This window comes from uncultured Merdimmobilis sp. (genome assembly GCF_902471145.1).
In the GTDB taxonomy this organism is placed as follows: Bacteria; Bacillota; Clostridia; order Oscillospirales; family Ruminococcaceae; genus Merdimmobilis; species Merdimmobilis hominis.
Window position 1 is genome coordinate 26330 of sequence record NZ_CABRJC010000002.1, and the last position, 19679, is coordinate 46008.

17 protein-coding genes are annotated in these 19679 nt (G+C 57.8%); 10 read left to right on the forward strand and 7 right to left on the reverse strand.

The genetic code is table 11. From position 1 onward, the window contains the following. Nucleotides 1-57: 57 nt before the first annotated feature. Nucleotides 58-834: a dihydroorotate dehydrogenase electron transfer subunit gene (locus tag RDQ42_RS01520; protein WP_308588154.1), complete on the reverse strand. Its 777-nt coding sequence runs from the start codon at nucleotides 832-834 to the stop codon at nucleotides 58-60. A 243-nt stretch (nucleotides 835-1077) separates the two neighbouring features. On the opposite strand from RDQ42_RS01520, the gene RDQ42_RS01525 reads away from it, so the two are divergent. Next, nucleotides 1078-1602 (forward strand): QueT transporter family protein, encoded by a 525-nt coding sequence (locus RDQ42_RS01525; RefSeq protein WP_071427448.1) that lies wholly within the window; start codon nucleotides 1078-1080, stop codon nucleotides 1600-1602. A 96-nt stretch (nucleotides 1603-1698) separates the two neighbouring features. On the opposite strand, the gene RDQ42_RS01530 is transcribed toward RDQ42_RS01525, so the two are convergent. The 5 genes from RDQ42_RS01530 to RDQ42_RS01550 all read right to left on the reverse strand — a co-directional run bounded on the left by RDQ42_RS01530 (nucleotide 1699) and on the right by RDQ42_RS01550 (nucleotide 7740). Further along, nucleotides 1699-3036: an NCS2 family permease gene (locus RDQ42_RS01530; RefSeq protein WP_369949184.1), complete on the reverse strand. Its 1338-nt coding sequence runs from the start codon at nucleotides 3034-3036 to the stop codon at nucleotides 1699-1701. 279 nt (nucleotides 3037-3315) lie between these two features. After that, entirely contained in the window at nucleotides 3316-4050 is a 735-nt protein-coding gene (gene ymfI, locus RDQ42_RS01535) for an elongation factor P 5-aminopentanone reductase (RefSeq protein WP_071427446.1), read from the reverse strand. A 24-nt stretch (nucleotides 4051-4074) separates the two neighbouring features. After that, on the reverse strand, nucleotides 4075-5046 hold the full coding sequence (gene dusB, locus RDQ42_RS01540; protein ID WP_231358666.1) for a tRNA dihydrouridine synthase DusB: 972 nt from the start codon (nucleotides 5044-5046) through the stop codon (nucleotides 4075-4077). Between the two features lie 343 nt (nucleotides 5047-5389). Next, on the reverse strand, nucleotides 5390-6229 hold the full coding sequence (locus RDQ42_RS01545; RefSeq protein ID WP_231358667.1) for a YjjW family glycine radical enzyme activase: 840 nt from the start codon (nucleotides 6227-6229) through the stop codon (nucleotides 5390-5392). Further along, on the reverse strand, nucleotides 6226-7740 hold the full coding sequence (locus RDQ42_RS01550) for a YjjI family glycine radical enzyme (protein WP_231358668.1): 1515 nt from the start codon (nucleotides 7738-7740) through the stop codon (nucleotides 6226-6228). The genes RDQ42_RS01545 and RDQ42_RS01550 overlap by 4 nt, the downstream gene beginning before the upstream one ends. Before the next feature lie 466 nt (nucleotides 7741-8206). Between RDQ42_RS01550 and RDQ42_RS01555 the strand changes: the two genes are divergently transcribed. The 8 genes from RDQ42_RS01555 (at nucleotide 8207) to RDQ42_RS01590 (ending at nucleotide 15271) form a co-directional block, all read left to right on the forward strand. Then, complete coding sequence (locus tag RDQ42_RS01555) at nucleotides 8207-8917, forward strand: Crp/Fnr family transcriptional regulator (RefSeq protein WP_054332055.1); 711 nt, start codon at nucleotides 8207-8209, stop codon at nucleotides 8915-8917. Between the two features lie 22 nt (nucleotides 8918-8939). Next, a complete protein-coding gene (locus RDQ42_RS01560; RefSeq protein ID WP_071427444.1) occupies nucleotides 8940-9767 on the forward strand; it encodes an ABC transporter permease in 828 nt (275 codons plus the stop codon). Nucleotides 9768-9782: 15 nt separating this feature from the next. Beyond that, nucleotides 9783-10559 carry an ABC transporter permease gene (locus RDQ42_RS01565; protein ID WP_071427443.1) on the forward strand — a complete coding sequence of 259 codons (777 nt, stop codon included), beginning with the start codon at nucleotides 9783-9785 and terminating at the stop codon, nucleotides 10557-10559. Nucleotides 10560-10583: 24 nt separating this feature from the next. Continuing rightward, complete coding sequence (locus RDQ42_RS01570) at nucleotides 10584-10997, forward strand: EamA family transporter (RefSeq protein ID WP_054332054.1); 414 nt, start codon at nucleotides 10584-10586, stop codon at nucleotides 10995-10997. Nucleotides 10998-11074: 77 nt separating this feature from the next. Further along, entirely contained in the window at nucleotides 11075-12115 is a 1041-nt protein-coding gene (locus RDQ42_RS01575) for an ABC transporter ATP-binding protein (RefSeq protein WP_231358669.1), read from the forward strand. Between the two features lie 138 nt (nucleotides 12116-12253). Continuing rightward, nucleotides 12254-13333, forward strand: coding sequence for an ABC transporter substrate-binding protein (locus RDQ42_RS01580; protein ID WP_054332053.1), 1080 nt, complete (start codon nucleotides 12254-12256; stop codon nucleotides 13331-13333). An 81-nt stretch (nucleotides 13334-13414) separates the two neighbouring features. Next, on the forward strand, nucleotides 13415-13909 hold the full coding sequence (locus tag RDQ42_RS01585) for a pyridoxamine 5'-phosphate oxidase family protein (RefSeq protein ID WP_231358670.1): 495 nt from the start codon (nucleotides 13415-13417) through the stop codon (nucleotides 13907-13909). Nucleotides 13910-13936: 27 nt separating this feature from the next. Next, nucleotides 13937-15271: an amidohydrolase gene (locus tag RDQ42_RS01590; RefSeq protein ID WP_054332051.1), complete on the forward strand. Its 1335-nt coding sequence runs from the start codon at nucleotides 13937-13939 to the stop codon at nucleotides 15269-15271. Nucleotides 15272-15342: 71 nt separating this feature from the next. Here RDQ42_RS01590 and RDQ42_RS01595 read toward each other — a convergent pair whose 3' ends face one another. Beyond that, the gene (locus tag RDQ42_RS01595; RefSeq protein WP_071427441.1) at nucleotides 15343-16503 is read right to left on the reverse strand and encodes a M20 family metallopeptidase; all 1161 of its coding nucleotides are present in this window, start codon (nucleotides 16501-16503) and stop codon (nucleotides 15343-15345) included. A gap of 534 nt (nucleotides 16504-17037) precedes the next feature. Between RDQ42_RS01595 and polA the strand changes: the two genes are divergently transcribed. Continuing rightward, entirely contained in the window at nucleotides 17038-19641 is a 2604-nt protein-coding gene (polA, locus tag RDQ42_RS01600; protein ID WP_071427440.1) for a DNA polymerase I, read from the forward strand. Nucleotides 19642-19679 lie beyond the last annotated feature (38 nt).

Below are 19679 nucleotides of genomic sequence, written 5' to 3' on the forward strand. Positions count from 1 at the left end.
TCCTTCCGCCGCTCGAAAAGGCGGCCTGTATTCCAAAACCGGCTTAGCCGGAAGAGATTATTTGTCGAAGATGACCGTCTCGGCCTCAAAGACCGGGCCGTCCTTGCAGACGTGCTTCATGGCTTCGCCTTTTTCCGCGGCGATCTTACAGGCGCAGACCAGGCAGGCGCCGATGCCGCAGCCCATCCGCTCCTCCAAAGATACCTGGCAGCGGACGCCGTATTCCTTGGCCACCTCAGCCACCGACTTGAGCATGGGGGTGGGGCCGCAGGCGTAGATAATGTCCGCTGCGCCCTCAGAGAGGCGCTGCCGCACCATGTCGGTGACAAAGCCCTTGTGCCCCCGGGTGCCGTCGTCGGTGCAGAGGCGCACATCGCAGCCCATGGCGGCGAAATCCTCCTCCAAAATCACCGCCGAAGCGCTGCGGAAGCCGATGACTGCGGTGGCGTTCTCCCCATAGTGCTTGGCTACCTCCACCATGGGGGGCACGCCGATGCCGCCGCCCACCACAAGGGCCTTTTTATCTGAGCCCAGCAGGGTGAACCCGTTGCCCAAGGGGCCCAGGATATCCACCTGATCCCCTACGTTAAATTTGGCCATCTCGTCGGTGCCGGAGCCCCGCACCTCAAATACGATGCGGATGTTCCCTTTGGCGGCGTCGATACCGCAGATGGAGATGGGCCGGCGCAGGGTATGGCCGGGCACCCGGATGTGGACAAACTGCCCCGCCCGGGATTGGATGGCAATCTCCGGGCAATGGATGGTGAAATCGTAGGTCTGTTTGGCGATCGCCCGCTTGGCGATGAGGGGGTAGCTGCTTTGTAGGTAACTCATCATGAACCTCCGTCCTGCCCGCAAAAAGCGGGCAAACCAAGAATTGTATTACACAGTTACCAGTTTATATGATACCGGGGATTTTTACAAGATGTTATGTTTTTACGGAATAAATAAGAAGGCTGCAAAAGAAAATTTTTGTTGCAAATAGGAGGGACAGGCTTTATAATAGATAGGCCCTGTGGGCAGTCAGTCGCAAGTTCCTGACTTTAAACCACACTACGAAAGGAAAAGTGAATACCCATGAAACAAACGAGCGTGAACCGTATGGTGAAGGGCGCGATGATCGCCGCCCTGTATGTGGCGCTGGGTGTAGTTTTTGCGCCCATCAGCTTCCGGGCGGTGCAGATGCGGGTGGCGGAGGCCCTGACCCTGCTGCCGGTGTTCTCCCCCATGGCCATTGGAGGGCTGACCCTAGGCTGTGCCCTGACAAATTTCTACGGCATGGTCACCGGAACCAGCATCCTGGGGTTGCTGGACATTTTTTTCGGCAGCCTGGCCACCCTGGTCGCCGCCTGGATGACCTGGAAGCTGCGGAAGATTACCTGGAAGGGCCTGCCCATCCTCTCCCCCTTGCCCCCTATCCTGGTCAATGGGGTGGTCATCGGGTGGGAGCTGATGACCGCTATGGCCGGAGGCTGGAACTTTCCCATCTTTCTCACCAACGCCCTGTCGGTGGCGGCGGGCCAGCTGGTGCCCTGCTATGTGCTGGGCCTTGTGCTGGTGTATTGGATGCAAAAAACCGGCCTGGATCAAAAATTATTTTAGTGGGTCAAAGAACGGCAGGGAATGAGCTTGCCAACCTTCTTTTGACCCTGCCTAAATAAAAAGCGCCCTTCCTGATCGGGAAGGGCGCTTTTTTATTTACATGACAATGATGAACCGCAGGACAAACAAGACGCACAAAACATACAAAATGGGGTGAACTTCCTTGGCTTTACCCCGGAACAGTTTGATCAAGGTGTAGAACAGGAAGCCTGCGGCGATGCCATCGGCGATACTGTAGGCAAAAGGCATACAGGCGATGGTCAGAAAAGCGGGCATGGCAGTTTCAAAATCCAGCCAGTCAATTTCCCGGACATTGGCCATCATCAGCACGCCGACTACGATCAGCACCGGGGCGGTGGCGGCAGTGGGGATCAGCCCCAGGAAGGGTGCGGCTACCACTGCGGCCAGGAACAGGACACCGGTGGTCAGTGCGGTGAGGCCGGTGCGCCCGCCTTCAGAAACACCAGAAGCGGATTCTACAAAGGTGGTGACGGTAGAGGTGCCCATGACAGCGCCGCAGACAGTGGCGATGGCGTCAGCCATCAAAGCGCCGTTGGCACGGGGCAGGTTACCCTCCTCATCCAGCATGCCGGCGCGGGCGGCGGTGCCAATCAATGTGCCGATGGTGTCGAACATATCCACCAGCACCAGAGCGATGAGAACTGAGATTACCGAGGTGAGACCCACGGCGAATCCTTCCTGGAAGTTGAAAAGCTCACCGAAGCCTTTGACAAACTGGCCGAAGGTGGGGGCCAAAGAGGGGATGGAGGAGAGGCCGGTTGGGGCAGAGACCCCTACATCAATCCCCAAACCGAACTGGAGCAGACAGCCAACTGCAGAGGTGGCCAAGATACCCACAAAAAGGGAGCCTTTGACTTGACGGACATAGAGGATTGCCAGCACAACGAGGCCGAAGATGGCCAGCTGGGTAGAGGCCCCGGTAAAGTTGAAAGCGGGGATGGGGGTGGCGTTGGCAAGAACAGTGCCGGAATCCAGCAGGGTGTAGTTGCCGGGGTCAATGGTAAACTTCAAAAGGCCGGCATTTTTCAGGCCGATAAAGGCGATGAAGAAGCCGATTCCCACCGAAATAGCATTTTTCAGCGATTTGGGGATGGCGCGGACAATGGCTTCCCGGACACCGGTGACGGTGATCAGCACAAAAATACAGCCGGAGGTAAATACCGCAGCCAGTGCGGCCTGCCAGGAATAACCCATAGAGCCGCAGATTGTATAGGCAAAAAAGGCGTTGAGGCCCATGCCGGGGGCAAGGGCAAAGGGGTAGTTGGCAAGGAATGCCATAAGGAAGGTGCCAATGGCGGCGGATACGCAGGTGGCCAGCATGACAGCGCCGGCATCCATGCCCGAGGCGGAGAGAATTTGGGGGTTTACAAAGATGATGTAGGCCATAGTGAAAAATGAAGTCAGGCCGGCCATCACCTCTGTTTTAACATTGGTGTGGTTCTCTTTGAGATGAAACAGTTTTTCCAGCACGATAGAACTCCTCTCATCAAACACATATTTTGGGGACAGGCCCCAGGAACAAACTGAATGTATATTATACATCAAAAGAGAATAAAAAGATATAGGGGGACGCATTTTGAAGAACTTCCTTTTGAAAAATCCCCAAAAAGAAATGGAAAAAGGCTGTTTTGAGGGATGTTTTTAAAAAGAAAAAAGCGCGGCAAAAGGAATGTTTCCTTTTGCCGCGCGCTGTTATATGACAAACCCGCCATTGGGGCTTAAAACCTGGCCGGTGATGAATCGGGCTTCTTCCCCGGCGAGGAAGAGGACCGCTTTGGCCACATCCTCCGGCTCCCCCAGAATGCCCAAAGGGGTTTCTTCCGCCAGGGCTGCCAAGGTCTCCTCCCCCAAAAGGCCGTTCATCTCGGTGTTGATCACCCCGGGGGCCACACAGTTGACCCGGATGTGGGAGGGGCCAAGCTCCTGGGCCAAGGCCTTGGTCAGGCCGATGACCGCCGCTTTGGCCGCCGAGTAGTGGACCTCGCAGGAGGCGCCGCTGATCCCCCAGATGGAGGATAGGTTGACGATTGAGCCGCTGTGGCTGTGGAGCATGGTGCGAAGGGCACGCTGGCAGCAGAGGAACATGCCCTTGACGTCCACCTGGAACATCCGATCCCAATCCTCTTCGGTCAGGTCGGTAAACAGCTTCTGCTGGGCGATGCCCGCGTTGTTGACCAGGATGTCCACCGGGCCGAACGCCGCTTCCACCTGCTGGAACATGGCTTCCACCTGGTCCTTCCGGGAGACATCAGCCCCCACAGCCAGGGCTGGATGCCCTTGGGCGGACAGCTCTTGAGCCAGCGCCTCCGCCTTCTCTTTGGAATGGATGTAGTTGATGGCCACCTGATAGCCCTGCCTGGCAAAGGCGATGGCACAAGCCTGGCCAATGCCCCGGCTTCCGCCGGTGATGAGAACGGTTTTTGCCATGGAATTCCCCTCCTTCTTGGGCGGTTACAGCTCGGGGTTTTGATCCTTCACCTCTTGGATGAGGCGGCGGACGTCGTCCAATGTGCACAGCTCCCCTGCCGCTTTGCGGAATTTGGGGGCGCCCCGCAGCCCTTTCATGTAGCAGGCCACATGTTTCCGGGCCTCCCGCATGGCGTGGGATTCCCCTTTGTATTGACACATGAGGGTCAGGTGGCGCAGCATGACGGCCATCCGCTCCTCCAAACAGGGGTCGGGAGTGCGTTCGCCTGTGAAGAAGTAATCCCGGATCTGGCCAAACACCCAGGGGGAACCCAATGCCCCCCGGCCGATCATGACCAGGTCGCAGCCGGTCTCCTCGTACATGCGGATGGCGCTGTCCACCGAATCCACATCCCCGTTGCCGATCACCGGGATGGAGACGGCCTCCTTCACCTGGCGGATGATAGCCCAATCGGCGGTGGGGGCGTACATCTGGGCCCGGGTGCGGCCGTGGATGGCTATGGCATCCGCCCCGCAGGCTTCGGCCATCTTGGCAAACTCCACTGCGTTGACCGAATTGGAATCCCAGCCCTTGCGGAACTTCACCGTCAAGGGGAGGTCCACCGCTACCCGCACCGCCCGAATGATCTGGGCGGCCAGTTCTGGGGTTTTCATCAGGGCGCTGCCACTGCCGCCGCCGGTTATTTTGGGGGCGGGGCAGCCCATGTTGATGTCGATGGCGTCCGGCTGGTAGGCTAGGGCCATCTGGGCGGCTTTTGCCATGGTGTCCGGCTCATCCCCGAAGAGCTGTACCGCCATAGGCCGTTCCTCGGGGGAGACTTCCAACAGTTCGGGCGTTTTTTTGTCGCCATAGGTCAAGCCCTTGGCGCTGGCCATTTCGCCGACGACATAGCAAGCCCCGTGTTCCCGGCAGATCTGCCGGAAGGCCCGGTCGGCCACGCCGGCCATAGGGGCCAGGCAGGCGGTTTGGGGTAAAATAATGTTGCCTAATTTCAAATAGATCGCTCCTAATTATAGCAAAGCTGTACGGTTGGGTATTCCTTTGGCCCGCAGGCGGGCCGCCTTGACAGTATAACAGAAAAATGCCGAAGGGCAAAGGCTTTGGGGAAAGGATTTTGCTGGGCGGGGGAAAGGCCCAGAAAGTAGACGCTCTCTGGGATGGAGATTACCGCGCCCTGGTAAGGCCCGTCTGGCCGCTGGCGGCAAAAGAGATTTTCCCCGTGCTGTCACCCGCTTTCTCCATGTTGGGGAACCAACCCCTTTTCTTTCAGTATAACAGAAAAACCGCCGGGGCCTGTCCCCGGCGGCATATTTTGTAAAAAAACAGGGAATCCCCTTTTTATACGATTGCCACGTCCGCCATGCCCTGTTCCCTGGCGAGGGCAGCCAGGGATTCCATCTCCGCCCGGCTGGGCACCGGGAAGGAGCGGAATTCCTCCCGCACCCCCATGGGCCGGAAGGCGATCAGCTTGTAGCGGATGGGCCCGTTTGCTTGGTAAGGGGCAAGAAGTCGGCTCACCAGGGCGACGGTCTCCTCGTTGGGCAGCACCCCGGGGATAATCACGGTGCGCACCTCCGGCAGCAGGCCCCGCTGGGCCAGGTAGGCGGCGTTTTGCAGCACCAGGTCATTGTCTTTGCCGGTGAGGCGGATGTGGCCAGCCCGGTCAAAACACTTAATGTCCAACATGACCCCGTCTGCGTGTTCCAGAAGGGCGTCTGCCTGGGAAAAATCCAGGATGCCGTTGCTGTCGATCAGATTGGTAAGGCCCATGGCCTTGGTTTTGGCGAACAGCTCCGCCATAAAACCAGCATAGAGGGTGCACTCCCCGCCAGAGCAGGTGATCCCCCGGATAAAGGGGCGGTTTTGCTGGATGCGCAAGAGGATCTCCTCCACCGTCATCTCCTTCACCTTGGGGGAACTGAGGTGGGGGCAGGCCCGCAGGCAGCTGTCACACCCCACACAGAGGGCTTCCTCCCAATGGACTTTTCCCTCCCGCAGGGAGAGCGCCCCCGCCGGGCAGGCGGAGACGCAGGCCCCGCAGTGGGTGCACAGGGCCATGGTCTCCGGGTTGTGGCAGTATTGGCAGCGGAAGGGGCACCCTTGGAAGAAGACGGCAGTCCGGTTGCCTGGCCCGTCCACTACGCTGTGGTCGATGATTTTGTTTACCGGGGCGATCATAGGCTGCGCACCTTCCGGTCTAGGATATGGCCGTTGTGTTTGGCCCCCATGCCCAAGAAGACGGTGTCGTTGACCACCTGCTGGTTCTGTTCCAGCTTTTCGATATCCGACTTTTTCACCAGGTATCCGGTGATGCGGATGACATCGCTATCGGAGGAATAGGTGGAAAAATACCGGATGCCCACCTGGAAGGCGCCTTTGATGACATCCAGGACCGCTGCGGGATTGCGGGCGGAGGTAGCGTCAAAGGGGAAGATGTCCCCGGTGCCGGAGGGGAAGTATTTGTGGAAGAGGCCCGCCTGGCGCAGGTGGTCGTAGAGGGGGATCTCCTCCCCGATGGCGATGCGGGTGCCGGGGCTGATCCCTTGATCCTGGGCAATGCCCACCTGGGCGTGGAGGATAAAGCTGCCATTCCAGAATTCACAGTAGGGGTTTTTGTGGGCCTTCACCAGGGCGTCGATGGCCTCCATAATTTCCACCCCTAAGGCGTCAGCGGCTTCGCTGTGGCCAAACCGGTCGGGTTTCCCCTCCAGGGCCATGAGGGTGTTGACGCATTCGTTCATCCCCACCATGCCGAAGAGGCCGTTGAACCGCTCCCGGCGGATCAGCCCCTCTTTGACCAGGAAATTGGCGGAAAAGAAGGGGGTCTCCTCCACCAGGAATTTGATTTTGGCGTCCATAAAGCGGCACATCACATCCACCGCGTGGGGAAGGGCCCGCTGGAAGAAATCCTCCCGGGAAGCGGCGGTCTCTGCCAATTTGCCCAGAACCAGCCGGGTGAGGGTATAGGCTCCGCCTCCCACTGGCAGCCCGTTGTAGCAGCTGGCGATGCCGTAGTCCTCCCCAAATTCCGAGAGGAACATCCGGTGGTTGGCAAAGCTGGGCTTGGCGCAGTCCAAAGCGGCCTCCACACACTGGAGGGCAAAGTCGTCGGGGGTGATCTTTGGGTCGTACAGCAGGGTGATGTTGGGGGTGGAATCCTGTAGTTCCCGTTCGCATTCCAGGATGATCCGCCCGGCCCGGGTGGCCTCCGGCCCGATGTCACCATGGCAGAAGGAGTCGGTGACCGTCCGGTCAATCTGCATCAAAAAGTGCTTGATCAGCGGCTTGGCGCTGGCTTCATCCTCAATAAACGGTTCCAAAAGCCGGTCGATGCGGCCGATGTACACTGGGAAATGGGTCACCGACGGCACATGGTGGTAGAGGATGAGCAGGTTTGTGATAGCCTCCAGCAGGGTAGTGGGAGGGGCGAGGCGCAGGAACTGGCTGCCCTCCCGGAAGAATTTTTCATAATCCGGCAGGATATAGCGGGGGCTGTAAGGGGCGTTGCCCTCAAACAGGTCGCAGATGATGCCGGCTTCCTTTAGTTTGTAATATTCCTCTGGCGCGCCGGGGGTGGCAAGCAGGTTTTCCGCCGCCTTGGCCAAGGTCATCACCGTCTGTTCGTGGGTTAGGGTGGGGTCCCGGAGAATCCCCAGGATTTCCTCTTGTTTTTGCTGCAACTGATCCATACTGTAACCTCCTGATTATAGCCGGGTGTATCCGCATTGGTGAAAAGGGCTGGCGGCGCCCTATATGTGGGGCTGCTGGCCGGGGACAACTGGAGAAAGGGGGAGGGCGCACCGTCCCAAAAGGGTTCCCTCCCCAATTATCGCCTTTGCGGCGGGTAATTTCCGGGTCCTCGCGGACTGGAAAAAATCTCGATGCCGCTTTGCGGCAGGAAGGGCTTCGCCCTAACAGAGATTTCTTCCACAATCATCGCCTTTGCGATGATTGTATCATAAAAAATGCCCACTTTTAAATGACAGATGTCAGTTAATTTTACAAAATCCCCAATTTTGCGGGAGAATTGGCGTTTTATTTGTAAAGTTGCTTGCAAAGATAAGAATTTTCAGTAAAATTAGAATCAACATTCTGTGTACACAAGGGATATCCCTGGGGATTTGCCTGCTTTTTTGCTGGGAGGGGGGAACTATTTTGCCGACATCGTCCCACCAATCCATCTTTCAACTGCTGCAAACCGCCTTTGCCCGCCCATACTCCTGTGGGGAGGCGGCAGAGGTCTTTGCGCCGCTCCTCCCGCCCGGGGTGCGGCTTGTCCACCTGAAACAGGGGATGCAGTGCATAGGCGGCGGCCTGCCAGTGGATAAAATCTACCTGCTGGCAGCGGGCAAATGCTACATTGTAAAGTATTCCATCGACGGCAAGCGGATCATCGCTGACACCATGTACCCGGTGCAGCTGTTCGGGCTGTATGAGATGCTCCGCCAGGCGCCGGTCTACGACGCTACCGTCACAGCGGCAACCGAATGCGTGCTGCTGGAATTCTCCGCCCAGGAGTTTTCCCGCTGGATTTATGGGGACAACGCCATCGCCTTGATCACCTTGGAATACTTGGCGGGCCTTGTGCAGAACAACTACCGCCGCAACGACCGCAGCCTATTGAATAGCGGGATGGAAAACTTGCTCATTTACATCCACCAGTACTGCACCGGCCGTCGCCTTCCCGCCATCCTCCCGGTGGAGCGCAAAACCATGGCGGAGGAACTGGGCATCAACCTGCGCACCCTGTACCGGTATATCAGCCGGTTGAAGGAGGAGGGGCTGATCGCCATTGAGCGGGGGAAGATCTCCGTTTCAGAGGAACAGTTCCAGCAGCTGGACAAGTTGGTGTCCCAAATTCTATAACAACATTATGGAGGTGCCTCTTTTGAAAAAGAAAAGCCATTGGCTCCTGCTCCTACCAGGGCTCTTGCTGATCCTGCTGTTTTTGGTGCTGCCCATCCTTCGGATCGTGGTTCCCACCTTCTTTGGGGATGGCGGGCTTACCCTAAAAGGATATACCGACTTTTTGGGGGACAGTTTTTATCAAAAAATCTTCCTGCGGACCATCCGGGTGGCGCTGGTCACCTCGCTGATCTGTGTGGTGCTGGCCCTTCCGGTGGCTTTTTACATCTCCCGGATGAAATCCTCCCGCAAGGGGATTATGATCGCCCTGGCCACCTTCCCCCTTCTGACTAACACGGTGGTCCGCGCCTTTGCCTGGATCGCCATTCTGGGCCGGGAGGGAATCCTCAACAACCTGCTGATGAAGTTGGGCCTGGTGGAAGAGCCGCTCAAACTCCTCTACACCGAAGGGGCTATTGTAGTGGGTTCGGTCTATCTGTTCCTGCCCATCATGCTCACCAGCTTGGTGGGGGTGATGGAGAATATCAGCGATGAGACGCTGGAGGCCGCCCAGAGCCTGGGAGCCAACCGGTTTGTCTCCTTTTTGAAAGTGGTGGTGCCTTTGAGCATGCCGGGGGTCATCGTGGGCAGCGTGCTGGTCTTTGCCGGCACTGCCTCCGCCTACAGCACCCCGCTGATGTTGGGCGGCAACAAAAATATGATGATGTCCACCTTGATCTACCAGCAGGCCATGCTGCTGGACAACTGGACCCGGGCCTCGGTCATCGCCACAGTGATGATCGTCACCTCCTATCTGGTGGTGGGCGCCCTCAACACCATCGCCGATAAACTGGGCGAAAAAAGCGCTTAGGAGGGGAAAAGAAAGATGAAACGAAAAAATTATTTCCTCCTGTTTATGGTGGTGCTGGTCTACTTCTTCATCTTTGCACCCCTGATCCTCATTGCGCTGACCTCCTTTACCACCGAAAGCTACATCAGCTTTCCGCCGGTGGGGTTCAGCTTGAAGTGGTATGAGAACGTCTTCTCCAACCAGACCTTCATCGACGCTTTCCAGCTCAGCTTCTTGATCTCCACAGCGGCGACAGTCATTGCTCTCTTGGTGGGCATCCCCGGGGCCTACGCCCTTTCCCGGTACAATTTTAAGGGGAAGAAGCTTATCAAGGACCTGTTTTTCTCCCCCAACATGGTGCCCCAGGTGGTCTGCGGCTTTGCCCTGTTTACCTTCATCATCGTTCGCCTGCGGCTGAGCGTCCGGGTGGCGCTGCTGGTGGGCCTTGCCATCTCGGTGGTGACCTACGCCTTCCGGATCGTAGGGGCCAGCATTGAGAGCCTGGATTACGCCATCGAGGAAGCCGGCATGAGCCTGGGGGCCAGCCGTCTGACCGTCTTCTTTAAAATTGTGCTGCCCAATATCTCCTCCGGCATTGTGTCGGCCTTCCTCTTGGCCTTCATCAACGCCTTTAACAATGTTCCCTTGACCATCTTCCTCTCCGGCCCTGGGGTCACCACCTTGCCGGTGGCGATGATGAGCTACATTGAATACAACTACGACCCAACCGTTTCTGCACTTTCGGTCCTGCTGATGATCATGTCCTTCGCCATCATGCTGGTCACCGAAAAGCTTGTCAAGGTGGGGAAATAGCCGGAATGATAGGGGGAAATCGCTGTGTGGTTTGTGTTCGCTCTTTTGTCTGCGGTCTTTGCTGCGCTGACCTCCATATTGGCGAAAATCGGAATTGAAGGGGTCAATTCCAACCTGGCCACGGCAATCCGGACGATGGTAGTCTTGGCCATGGCGTGGGGGATGGTGTTCCTGACTGGCACACAGTCCGGGATCACCGAAATCAGCAGGAAGAGCTGGCTCTTCTTGATTTTATCCGGATTGGCAACTGGGGCTTCCTGGCTCTTTTACTACAGGGCCTTGCAGATGGGCGAAGCCTCCAAAGTGGTTCCCGTCGATAAATTGAGTGTTGTCATCACGCTAGTACTGGCGTTTGTGTTCCTCCATGAGCAGCCCACCATGAAAGCGTGGATTGGCGGGGCTCTGATCACCGCGGGGACATTGATAATGGTCTTATAACTGGTATTTTCGTTCCGGCGGCAGTCGGAAAACCGTTCTGAACTGAGGAAAGCTACCCAACGATAGGAGGAACTGCTGTGTCGTTTATCCAGCTGAAGAATATCGACGTCGCCTACGACGGAAAAAAGAAGATTCTCAACAACCTGTGCCTGGACATTGAGGAGGGCAAACTCATCTCCCTTTTGGGGCCCTCCGGCTGCGGAAAAACAACCACCCTGCGGGTGATCGCCGGTTTTATTGAACCCAATGGGGGTTCCTTCCTCCTCAATGGCAAGGACTTCACCAAGGTTCCCATCCACAAGCGGAATTTCGGCATCGTGTTCCAAAGCTATGCCCTGTTCCCCCATCTGACGGTAGAGGAAAACGTGGCGTTCGGCCTGAAGATGCGAAAAATGCCCCAGCAGGAGATCGCCCCTAAGGTGCAGGAGATCCTCGCCACCGTGGACCTGGCGGACTTGGGCAAGCGGTATCCCCGGGAACTTTCCGGCGGCCAGCGCCAGCGGGTGGCCTTGGCCCGTGCCCTGGTGGTTCAGCCGGAGCTGCTGCTCCTGGACGAGCCCCTCTCCAATTTGGACGCCAAGCTCCGCCTGAAAATGCGGGTGGAGATTCGGGAGCTTCAGCAGAAGCTGAAGATCACCACTGTCTTTGTCACCCACGACCAGGAGGAGTGTTTCTCCATCTCCGATAAAGTGGCGGTGATGAACGGCGGCATCATTGAACAGTACGACACCCCGGAAAATATCTACGCCCACCCGGCCACCGAGTTCGTGGCACGGTTTGTGGGGTTTGAGAATTTCTTCCCCTTGGAAAAGCGGGAGGACGGCTACTACTGCGGGGACACCCGGTTTGAGATTGGCCATCTGCCGGAGCGGGAGATGGATGCCCCCAAGGGGACCATCCGGCCCGACGACATTGTCCTCTTGGAGGACGGCTCCCAAGAGGAGAACAATGTGATCGAGGGCACAGTGACAGTCCGCACCTATCTGGGCAAGAGTTACCAGTACAAGGTTGCCACCCCCTTTGGCGACCTGGTGGCCAACGGCTCCAACACCCGCACCCATGAGGCGGGGGAGAGGGTCCGCCTCTATCTGCCTCCCCAAAAGCTGGTAGTGGTGTAACCAACGATGATTCGCCTGATTTTGCGCTCTGGTTCTGCTACCATGGGGGACAAGCCCCCGCCCCAAACAGCTCGCTGCACAGGTTGCTGTGTTCGATAGAAACAAAAATACCAAAAGACAATGTAGGAGGAAACAAGTATGAAGAAGTTTAAGGCTATGGTAGCCCTTCTGCTCTGCGCCAGCATGCTGGCTGCTTGCAGCAATGGCGGAAATTCCAGCAGTTCTTCGTCCCAGGGGGCGGATGACGCTTCCGGGGAGAAGCCCGTCCTGGTGGTCTCCAACTTCGCCCTGGCCGATGACCGGATCAAGGACACCGTCATCAAGCCCTTTGAGGAGAAGTACAACTGCACCGTGGTTTATGAGGGCGGCACCAACGGTGAGCGCCTGACCAAGCTGAAAAACGACCCCAACACCGATGTGGACGTCATCTACCTGGCTCAGCAGTACGCCCAGCAGGGTGTGGACGCCGGCCTGTTTGAAGAGATCGACTACTCCCGCATCCCCAACGCGGAATACCTGCTGGAAAAAGCGGACTTCCTGAAGGAATCCAAACAGGGCCCCGCAGTCACCATGAACCGCCTGGGCATTATCTACAACCCGGAGAAGGCCGGTGAGATCACCTCCTTTGCCGACATCTGGAAAGAAGAGTACCGCGACCAGGTGGCCATCCCCGACATCTCCACCACCTTTGGCCCCGCTATGGTCACCGTGGCTTCCAACTACGCCGGCGTGGACTATGCCACCGATGGCGGCGAAGCCGCTTTCAAAGCTTTGGAGGAGCTGAAGCCCAACATCGTCAAGACCTATTCCAAATCCTCCGACCTGAAGAACATGTTCTCCTCTGGTGAGATCTCGGTGGCTTTGGCCGCTGAGTTCGCCTACAACACCATGGGCGATTCCAACACCAACCTGGTGTTCATCGATCCCACCGAGGGCGCTTACCTGAACTTCAACACCGTGAACATCGTCAAGAACTCCGACCAGAAAGACCTGGCTTATGAGTTCATCAACTATGTCCTCTCGGAGGAGAACCAGCTGGATGCCGCACTGAACGTCCCCGAATCCGCGGTCAACACCCAGGTGGAGATCCCCGAGGAAGCCGCTAAAAAGCTGACCACTGTGGAAACTGCCAACCAGTCCAACATCGTGGATTTCAGCGTGGTCAACCCCCTGCTTGAGAACTGGGTCGACATGTGGAACAAGACCCTGAACCAGTAATCGATATCCCCCTAAAAGGGCTTGCCGCCATCGGCAGGCCCTTTTTTAAAAGACAGACATTGTGGAAAAGGAGAGGACACCATGTTTCGCAAGATGCGCAGAATCCGCCAGGAGCTCCCTTTGGACAGGGTGGAAGAAGTCCTTCGCCGGGGCACCAACGGGGTGCTGGCAGTGCAGGGGGACGACGGCTATCCCTACGCCGTGCCCTTGAGCTATGTGTACCACAACAGCAAACTCTATTTCCATTCGGCCAAGGCGGGCCACAAGGTGGACGCCATCCGGCGGCAACCCAAGGTCTCCTTTGCCGTGGTGGATGAGGACACGGTGGTCAGCGCCGAATACACCACCTATTTCCGCAGTGTCATCGCCTTTGGCCGGGCTTTTGTGGTGGAGGATGCCGCAGAGAGGCGGGATGCCTTTCTGGCCCTCACCGCCAAATACTCTGCCGACCAGCCTCGGGAGAAGCAGGAGGCGGAGGTGGGGGGATGTACCCAAGCCATCCTCATCGGCGTTGAGATCGACCACATGACCGGCAAAGAGGCCATCGAATACGTCAAGGCCAGCCAAACCAAATAAAACCCATTGGCGGAAAGGAAAGACACCATGGCACAGTACTTGCTCAAAAATGCGGCGATCCTCACCATGGACGCCGATTTTACCCTCTATGAGGACGGTTACCTGGCGGTGGAGGGCAACTCCATCCAGGAGATCGGCCCCACCGCTCAGCTGGAGGAATCCCGATTTGCCGGGTACACCGTCCTGGACTGCCGGGGCAAGATCATCACCCCCGGCATGATCAACACCCACAGCCACCTGTCGATGATGGTGTTCCGCAGCTTGGCGGACGATGTGCCCGACCGGCTGAAACGGTACCTCTTCCCCTTGGAACGCACCGCCATGACCCGGGAAATGGCGGTAGCCGGGGCCAATTACGCCTTTGCCGAACTGCTGCTGGGTGGGGTGACCACCGTTTACGACGCCTATTATTTTGAAGATGACATCGCCCGGGAGGCAGAGAAGGCGGGCATCCGGGGGGTGCTGTCCGAGACGGTGCTTTGCAACCCCTCTCCCAGCGCCAAGGAGCCCTATGGCGGCATCCCCTATACCCGGGAGTTCGTCAAGAAGTGGAAAGGCCATCCCCGCATCACCCCGGCGGTGAACTGCCACGCCATCTACACCAACGACACCGCCCATCTCCAGGAATGCCACCGCATCGCCCGGGAAAACAGCATCATCTTCTGCATGCATGTGGCTGAAATGGGCTATGAGCAGGCGGACTGCCTGCGGGATCATGGCATGACCCCTGTCGCGTATTTGGACAGCATCGGGGTGCTGGACAACCGGTTTTTGGCCGCCCACTCCATCAATTTAGAGGAAAACGACCTGGATATCTATGAGAAGCGGGGGGTCAAAGTGTCCTACAACGCCGGCTCCAACGCCAAAGGGGCCAAAGGGGTGGCCCCCATCAAAAAGATGCGGGAGCGGGGGATCACCGTCAGCCTGGGCACCGACGGCCCTATGAGCGGCAACACCATCGACATCCTCACCCAGCTGCCCTTGGTGGGCAAGGTGCAGAAGCTGTTCAACCACGACCGCAGCCTCTTTCCAGCCAAGGAGATCTTTGAGATGGCCACCATCGGCGGGGCCAAGGCCCTGGGACTTGACGGAATCACCGGCTCCTTGGAGGTGGGCAAGCGGGCGGATCTTGTCATCTTTGAGACCGACAGCGTCAACATGAACCCTATCTACGACTACTACTCGGTCATCGTTTACAGCGCCAACCCCTCCAATGTGGAGTCGGTATTTGTGGACGGGGAATTGGTGGTGGAGAATAGGAGGCTCCTCACCATCGATCTGAAGGAGGCCCGCAGCCGGATGCTGGCCTATCGGGATGAGATCGCCGCCATCGCCCGGGAGTTGGACAAAGCCGTCCTCTGATCCAACTGGGTTGATAAGAAAAACAGCCTTGTCTTTGGAAAAGACAAGGCTGTTTTTTTGAGGGGGCGCCGTTAGCCCAACAGCTCCTCCAAAATGTCGTAGAAGAAGGCGACATTGTTGTGGAACGCCTCCAAGGTGACATACTCGTCGTAGACATGGGCCTGGCTGGACTCGCCGGGGCCGTAGATGAGCATGGGGGTGTCGCAGACGGTGTTGAGGATGGAGCCATCGGTGCAGGCCACTTTACCTTCGATGGTGGTGGAAAGGCCCATCTTCCGGTTCAGCTCCACCGCTTTCTGGATCAGGGGGTGGTCGTCGGGGGTGGAGATGAGCAGCCGGTTGTTGAGGATCTCCACCCACAGATTGGCATCCGAGTGTTCCGCCTTGACCTTTGCGATGGAGTCGTCGATCAATTGGAGTACGTCGTTGTGGTCATAGCCGGGCACACAGCGGAAATCGATGGAGGCATAGGCGCTGTCCGGCACGATATTGGGCTCCATGCCGCCGTGGAACACCCCGATGTTCATGGTGGTCTTGCCTAAAGTGGGGTGGATGCTCTGGGGGTTGAACCCGGCTTTGATGTGGAACAAGGCCTCCATCAGATATTGGATGGCATTGACCCCGGTTTCCGGCACCGACCCGTGGGCGGTGACCCCTGCCGAGTGGATTTTTACCCAAAGCAGGCCCTTCTCCGCCGAGACGACCGCCGAGCCGGTGGGCTCGGCGATGATGGAGGCGTCAAAGGCGCTCATGTCGTGGTCCTTGACAAAAGCGCGGGCGCCGCAGCCGTCTACTTCCTCGCCGCAGGTGGCCAAAAAGACCACATCCCCTTTGAGGGGCTTTCCGCTTTGGGCGTGGAGTTTTAGGGCGGCGGCCAAAGCCAGCAGGCCGGCTTTCATGTCGCCGGTGCCCCGGCCATACATGGTGCCGTCCACAATCTGTGCCCCGAAGGGATCATACTTCCAGTTGGCCCGTTCCCCCACAGGGACTACATCCAGGTGGCCGTTGAGGAGGATGGCCTTCTTCTCCCCAGTGCCTTTGAGGGTGGCGATCAAGTTCTTACGGTTCTCGCCGATCTCCTGGAAAGAGAGTTCCAGGTTGGGGCAATCCCCCAGGTATTGGGCCAGCAGGTCGGCGCAGGGGGCCTCATCTCCTGGAGGGGCAATGCTGGGGATTTGGATCAGCTGCTGCAAGAGGAGAACCAATTGGTCGCGGTCATAGGATGGACACATGGTAAAGGCTCCTTTCTATTTTTAGGTGCGGCATTGCCGCTTGGGTGCAGGAAAGGAATGGGGGAGGCTGATCATATAGGCCCGCCCAGGCAGAGGGGAAAACTGCCCATCCCAGGCGGTCAACTGTCTTTATTATAGCATTTCCTGGTGGAAAAAACAGCAAAAGCCATTCTTTTTGCGAGGATTTGTGGTACAATAGCCACAGGCGAAGCCTGTGGCATTCGAAGAATTGCTTGCAGGGCAAAGCTCTTTGCGGCAGAGCCGCACCGCAATTCTTAAAGCTTGTGAAGATTTTATGCTACAAGAGCCGCAAAGCGATCATTGGGGAAGAAATCCCTCTCGGGCCCGTATAGGAGCAATGCCTTTTTGAGGGGCCGCCCTTCCTGTGGCAACGCCGCAACACAATTTTGGGGCGCATTGCTTGGAGAATTTTCCAAGTGGCCCGCGTCCTGCGGGCTATCTGCAATCCCTCGCGTTTTATCCGCCCTGGGCGGAACAAAGAATACATTCGGGCATGTCCCCGTGGAGGAAACAATGAAACTATTGGTGATTGATTCCAACAGCGTACTCAACCGGGCCTTTTACGGCATCAAGCTTTTGACGACCAAAGATGGCCAGTACACCAACGGCATCTATGGCTTTTTGAATATACTTTTAAAGATTATCGACGAGGTGCAGCCAGATGCCATCGCCTGTGCTTTTGATGTCAAGCACCCCACCTTCCGCCATGAGATGTACGACGGCTACAAAGCCCAGCGCAAGGGGATGCCGGAGGAGCTGGCCCAACAGCTGCCAGTGCTCAAAGAACTGCTTACCGATTTGGGCTACCCCATTGTGGAGCTGCCCGGCTTTGAGGCGGACGACATCCTGGGCACCCTCTCCCGGGTGTGTGTAGAGCAGGGGCAGGAATGTGTCCTCGCCACTGGGGACCGGGACAGCCTCCAGCTGGTCAGCGACCAGGTGGCGGTGCGCCTAGCTGCCACCAAGATGGGCCGCCCCGAATCCACCCTCTACGACCCCGCCGCCATCCGGGAAAAATATGGAGTGGAGCCCTTACAGCTCATCGAGGTCAAAGCTTTGATGGGGGACAGCAGCGACAACATCCCCGGCGTGGCCGGCATCGGGGAGAAGACGGCCTTGGATCTCATCTCCCGGTTTGGCAGCGTAGATGCCATCTATGAGAATTTGGACACCATTGACGTCAAACCCGGCGTCCGCAAAAAGCTCCAAGAGGGCAAAGAGATGGCCTACCTGAGCCGCAAGCTGGCAGAAATCGACCGCCACGCCCCCATTGACTGCAATTTGGAGGATTACCGCCTCAAAGAGCGGGATGTCCAAGCGGCCTACACCCTCCTCTCCAAATTGGAGATGCACACGATGATTGAGAAATTGGGCCTCCACGGAACGGTAGAATCGGCGGCCCCCGCAGTGAACAAGCCGGATGAAAAGCCCCAGATCACCCCTCATATCTCCCCCAAAGAGGGCCAGCTGACCCGCCTTTTGGGGGAGGAGCGGCTCTTTGCCCTCTTCGCCTTTGAGGGGGATGAAATCACCGCCCTGTGCCTGGCCGGCCAGGAGGAGATGGCCCTTCTCTCCCGGGAAGACAAGCCCTTTGCCTCGGTTTTGGGCCGGGTTTTGGCCTTCCCTGGAAAACTGGTGACCACCGAATCCAAAAAGCTTCATCGCTATGGGTATTATCACGATATCAATATACAAAACGTAGATTTTGATGTGGAGTTGGCGGGGTATTTGTTAAGCCCTACCTCCACCGAATACACCATCCGCCGGCTGGCGGACGAATACCAGGTGGCCCCCTTCTCCTGCACCGAACTGCCGGAGGAATGGCAGGCTTTGGGGGGCGACGGCCTCCGGCTCATCCCCCTGTGGGAACGGCTCTCCGCCCAGATTGTGGAGCATGGGCAGGATTCCCTGCTGCGGGATATTGAAATCCCCCTGGCCCAGGTGCTGGCGGACATGGAGTGCATCGGGGTGGAGCTGGATGTCCCCGGCCTCATCGCCTTTGGCCAGGGCCTTGATGTGGACATCGCCCGGCTGCAGGCCAGCATCTACGCCCATGCAGGGGAGGAGTTCAACATCAACTCCACCAAGCAGCTGGGGGCTATCCTCTTTGACAAGCTGGGGCTGCCCACCCGCAAAAAGACCAAAAGCGGCTATTCCACCAATGCCGACGTGCTGGAGTCCCTGCGGGGCAAACACCCCATCATTGAAGATATTCTGGAATACCGCAAGCTGACCAAACTGAAATCCACCTATGTGGACGGCCTTTTGAAGGTGGTGGGGGAGGACGGCCGGATTCACACCAGTTTCCAGCAGACCGAGACCCGGACCGGCCGCATCAGCTCCATTGAGCCCAATATGCAGAATATCCCGGTCCGCACCGAAATCGGCAGCAACCTGCGCAAGTTCTTCCGGGCGGGTGACGGCGAGATGCTGGTGGACGCCGACTATTCCCAGATCGAGCTGCGGGTGCTGGCCCACATCGCCCAAGATAAAAACATGATCGACGCCTTCCTACACGGGGCGGACATCCACACCGCCACCGCCAGCCAGGTGTTCAACCTGCCCCCCCTCTACGTCACCCCGCTGATGCGTTCCCGGGCCAAAGCGGTCAACTTCGGCATTGTCTACGGCATTGGGGCTTTCTCCCTCTCCCAGGACATCGGGGTTTCGGTGGCTGAGGCCGACAAATACATCAAAGACTACCTGCGCACCTATTCCGGTGTGAAGCAGTATATGGAGGACACCATTGCCTTTGGCAAAGAACACGGCTATGTCCAGACCCTCTTTGGCCGCCGCCGCTACCTGCCGGAACTCACCGCCAGCAACCACAACCTCAAAGCCTTTGGGGAGCGGGTGGCGATGAACACCCCCATCCAAGGGACTGCCGCCGACATCATCAAAATTGCCATGGTGCGGGTCCACCGCCGCCTGGCCGCTGAGGGGATGAAATCCCGGTTGGTGCTACAGATCCACGACGAACTGATTGTGGAATCGCCGGTGGAGGAGAATGAAAAGGCCGCTGCCATCCTCCGGGAGGAGATGGAGGGCGCCGTCCAGCTGTCAGTACCCATGTCGGTGGAGGCCAAGGTGGGCAAAACCTGGTTTGAAGCCAAATAGCGGGGAGGCCCTGCGGGGCCTCCCATCACCGATCCACA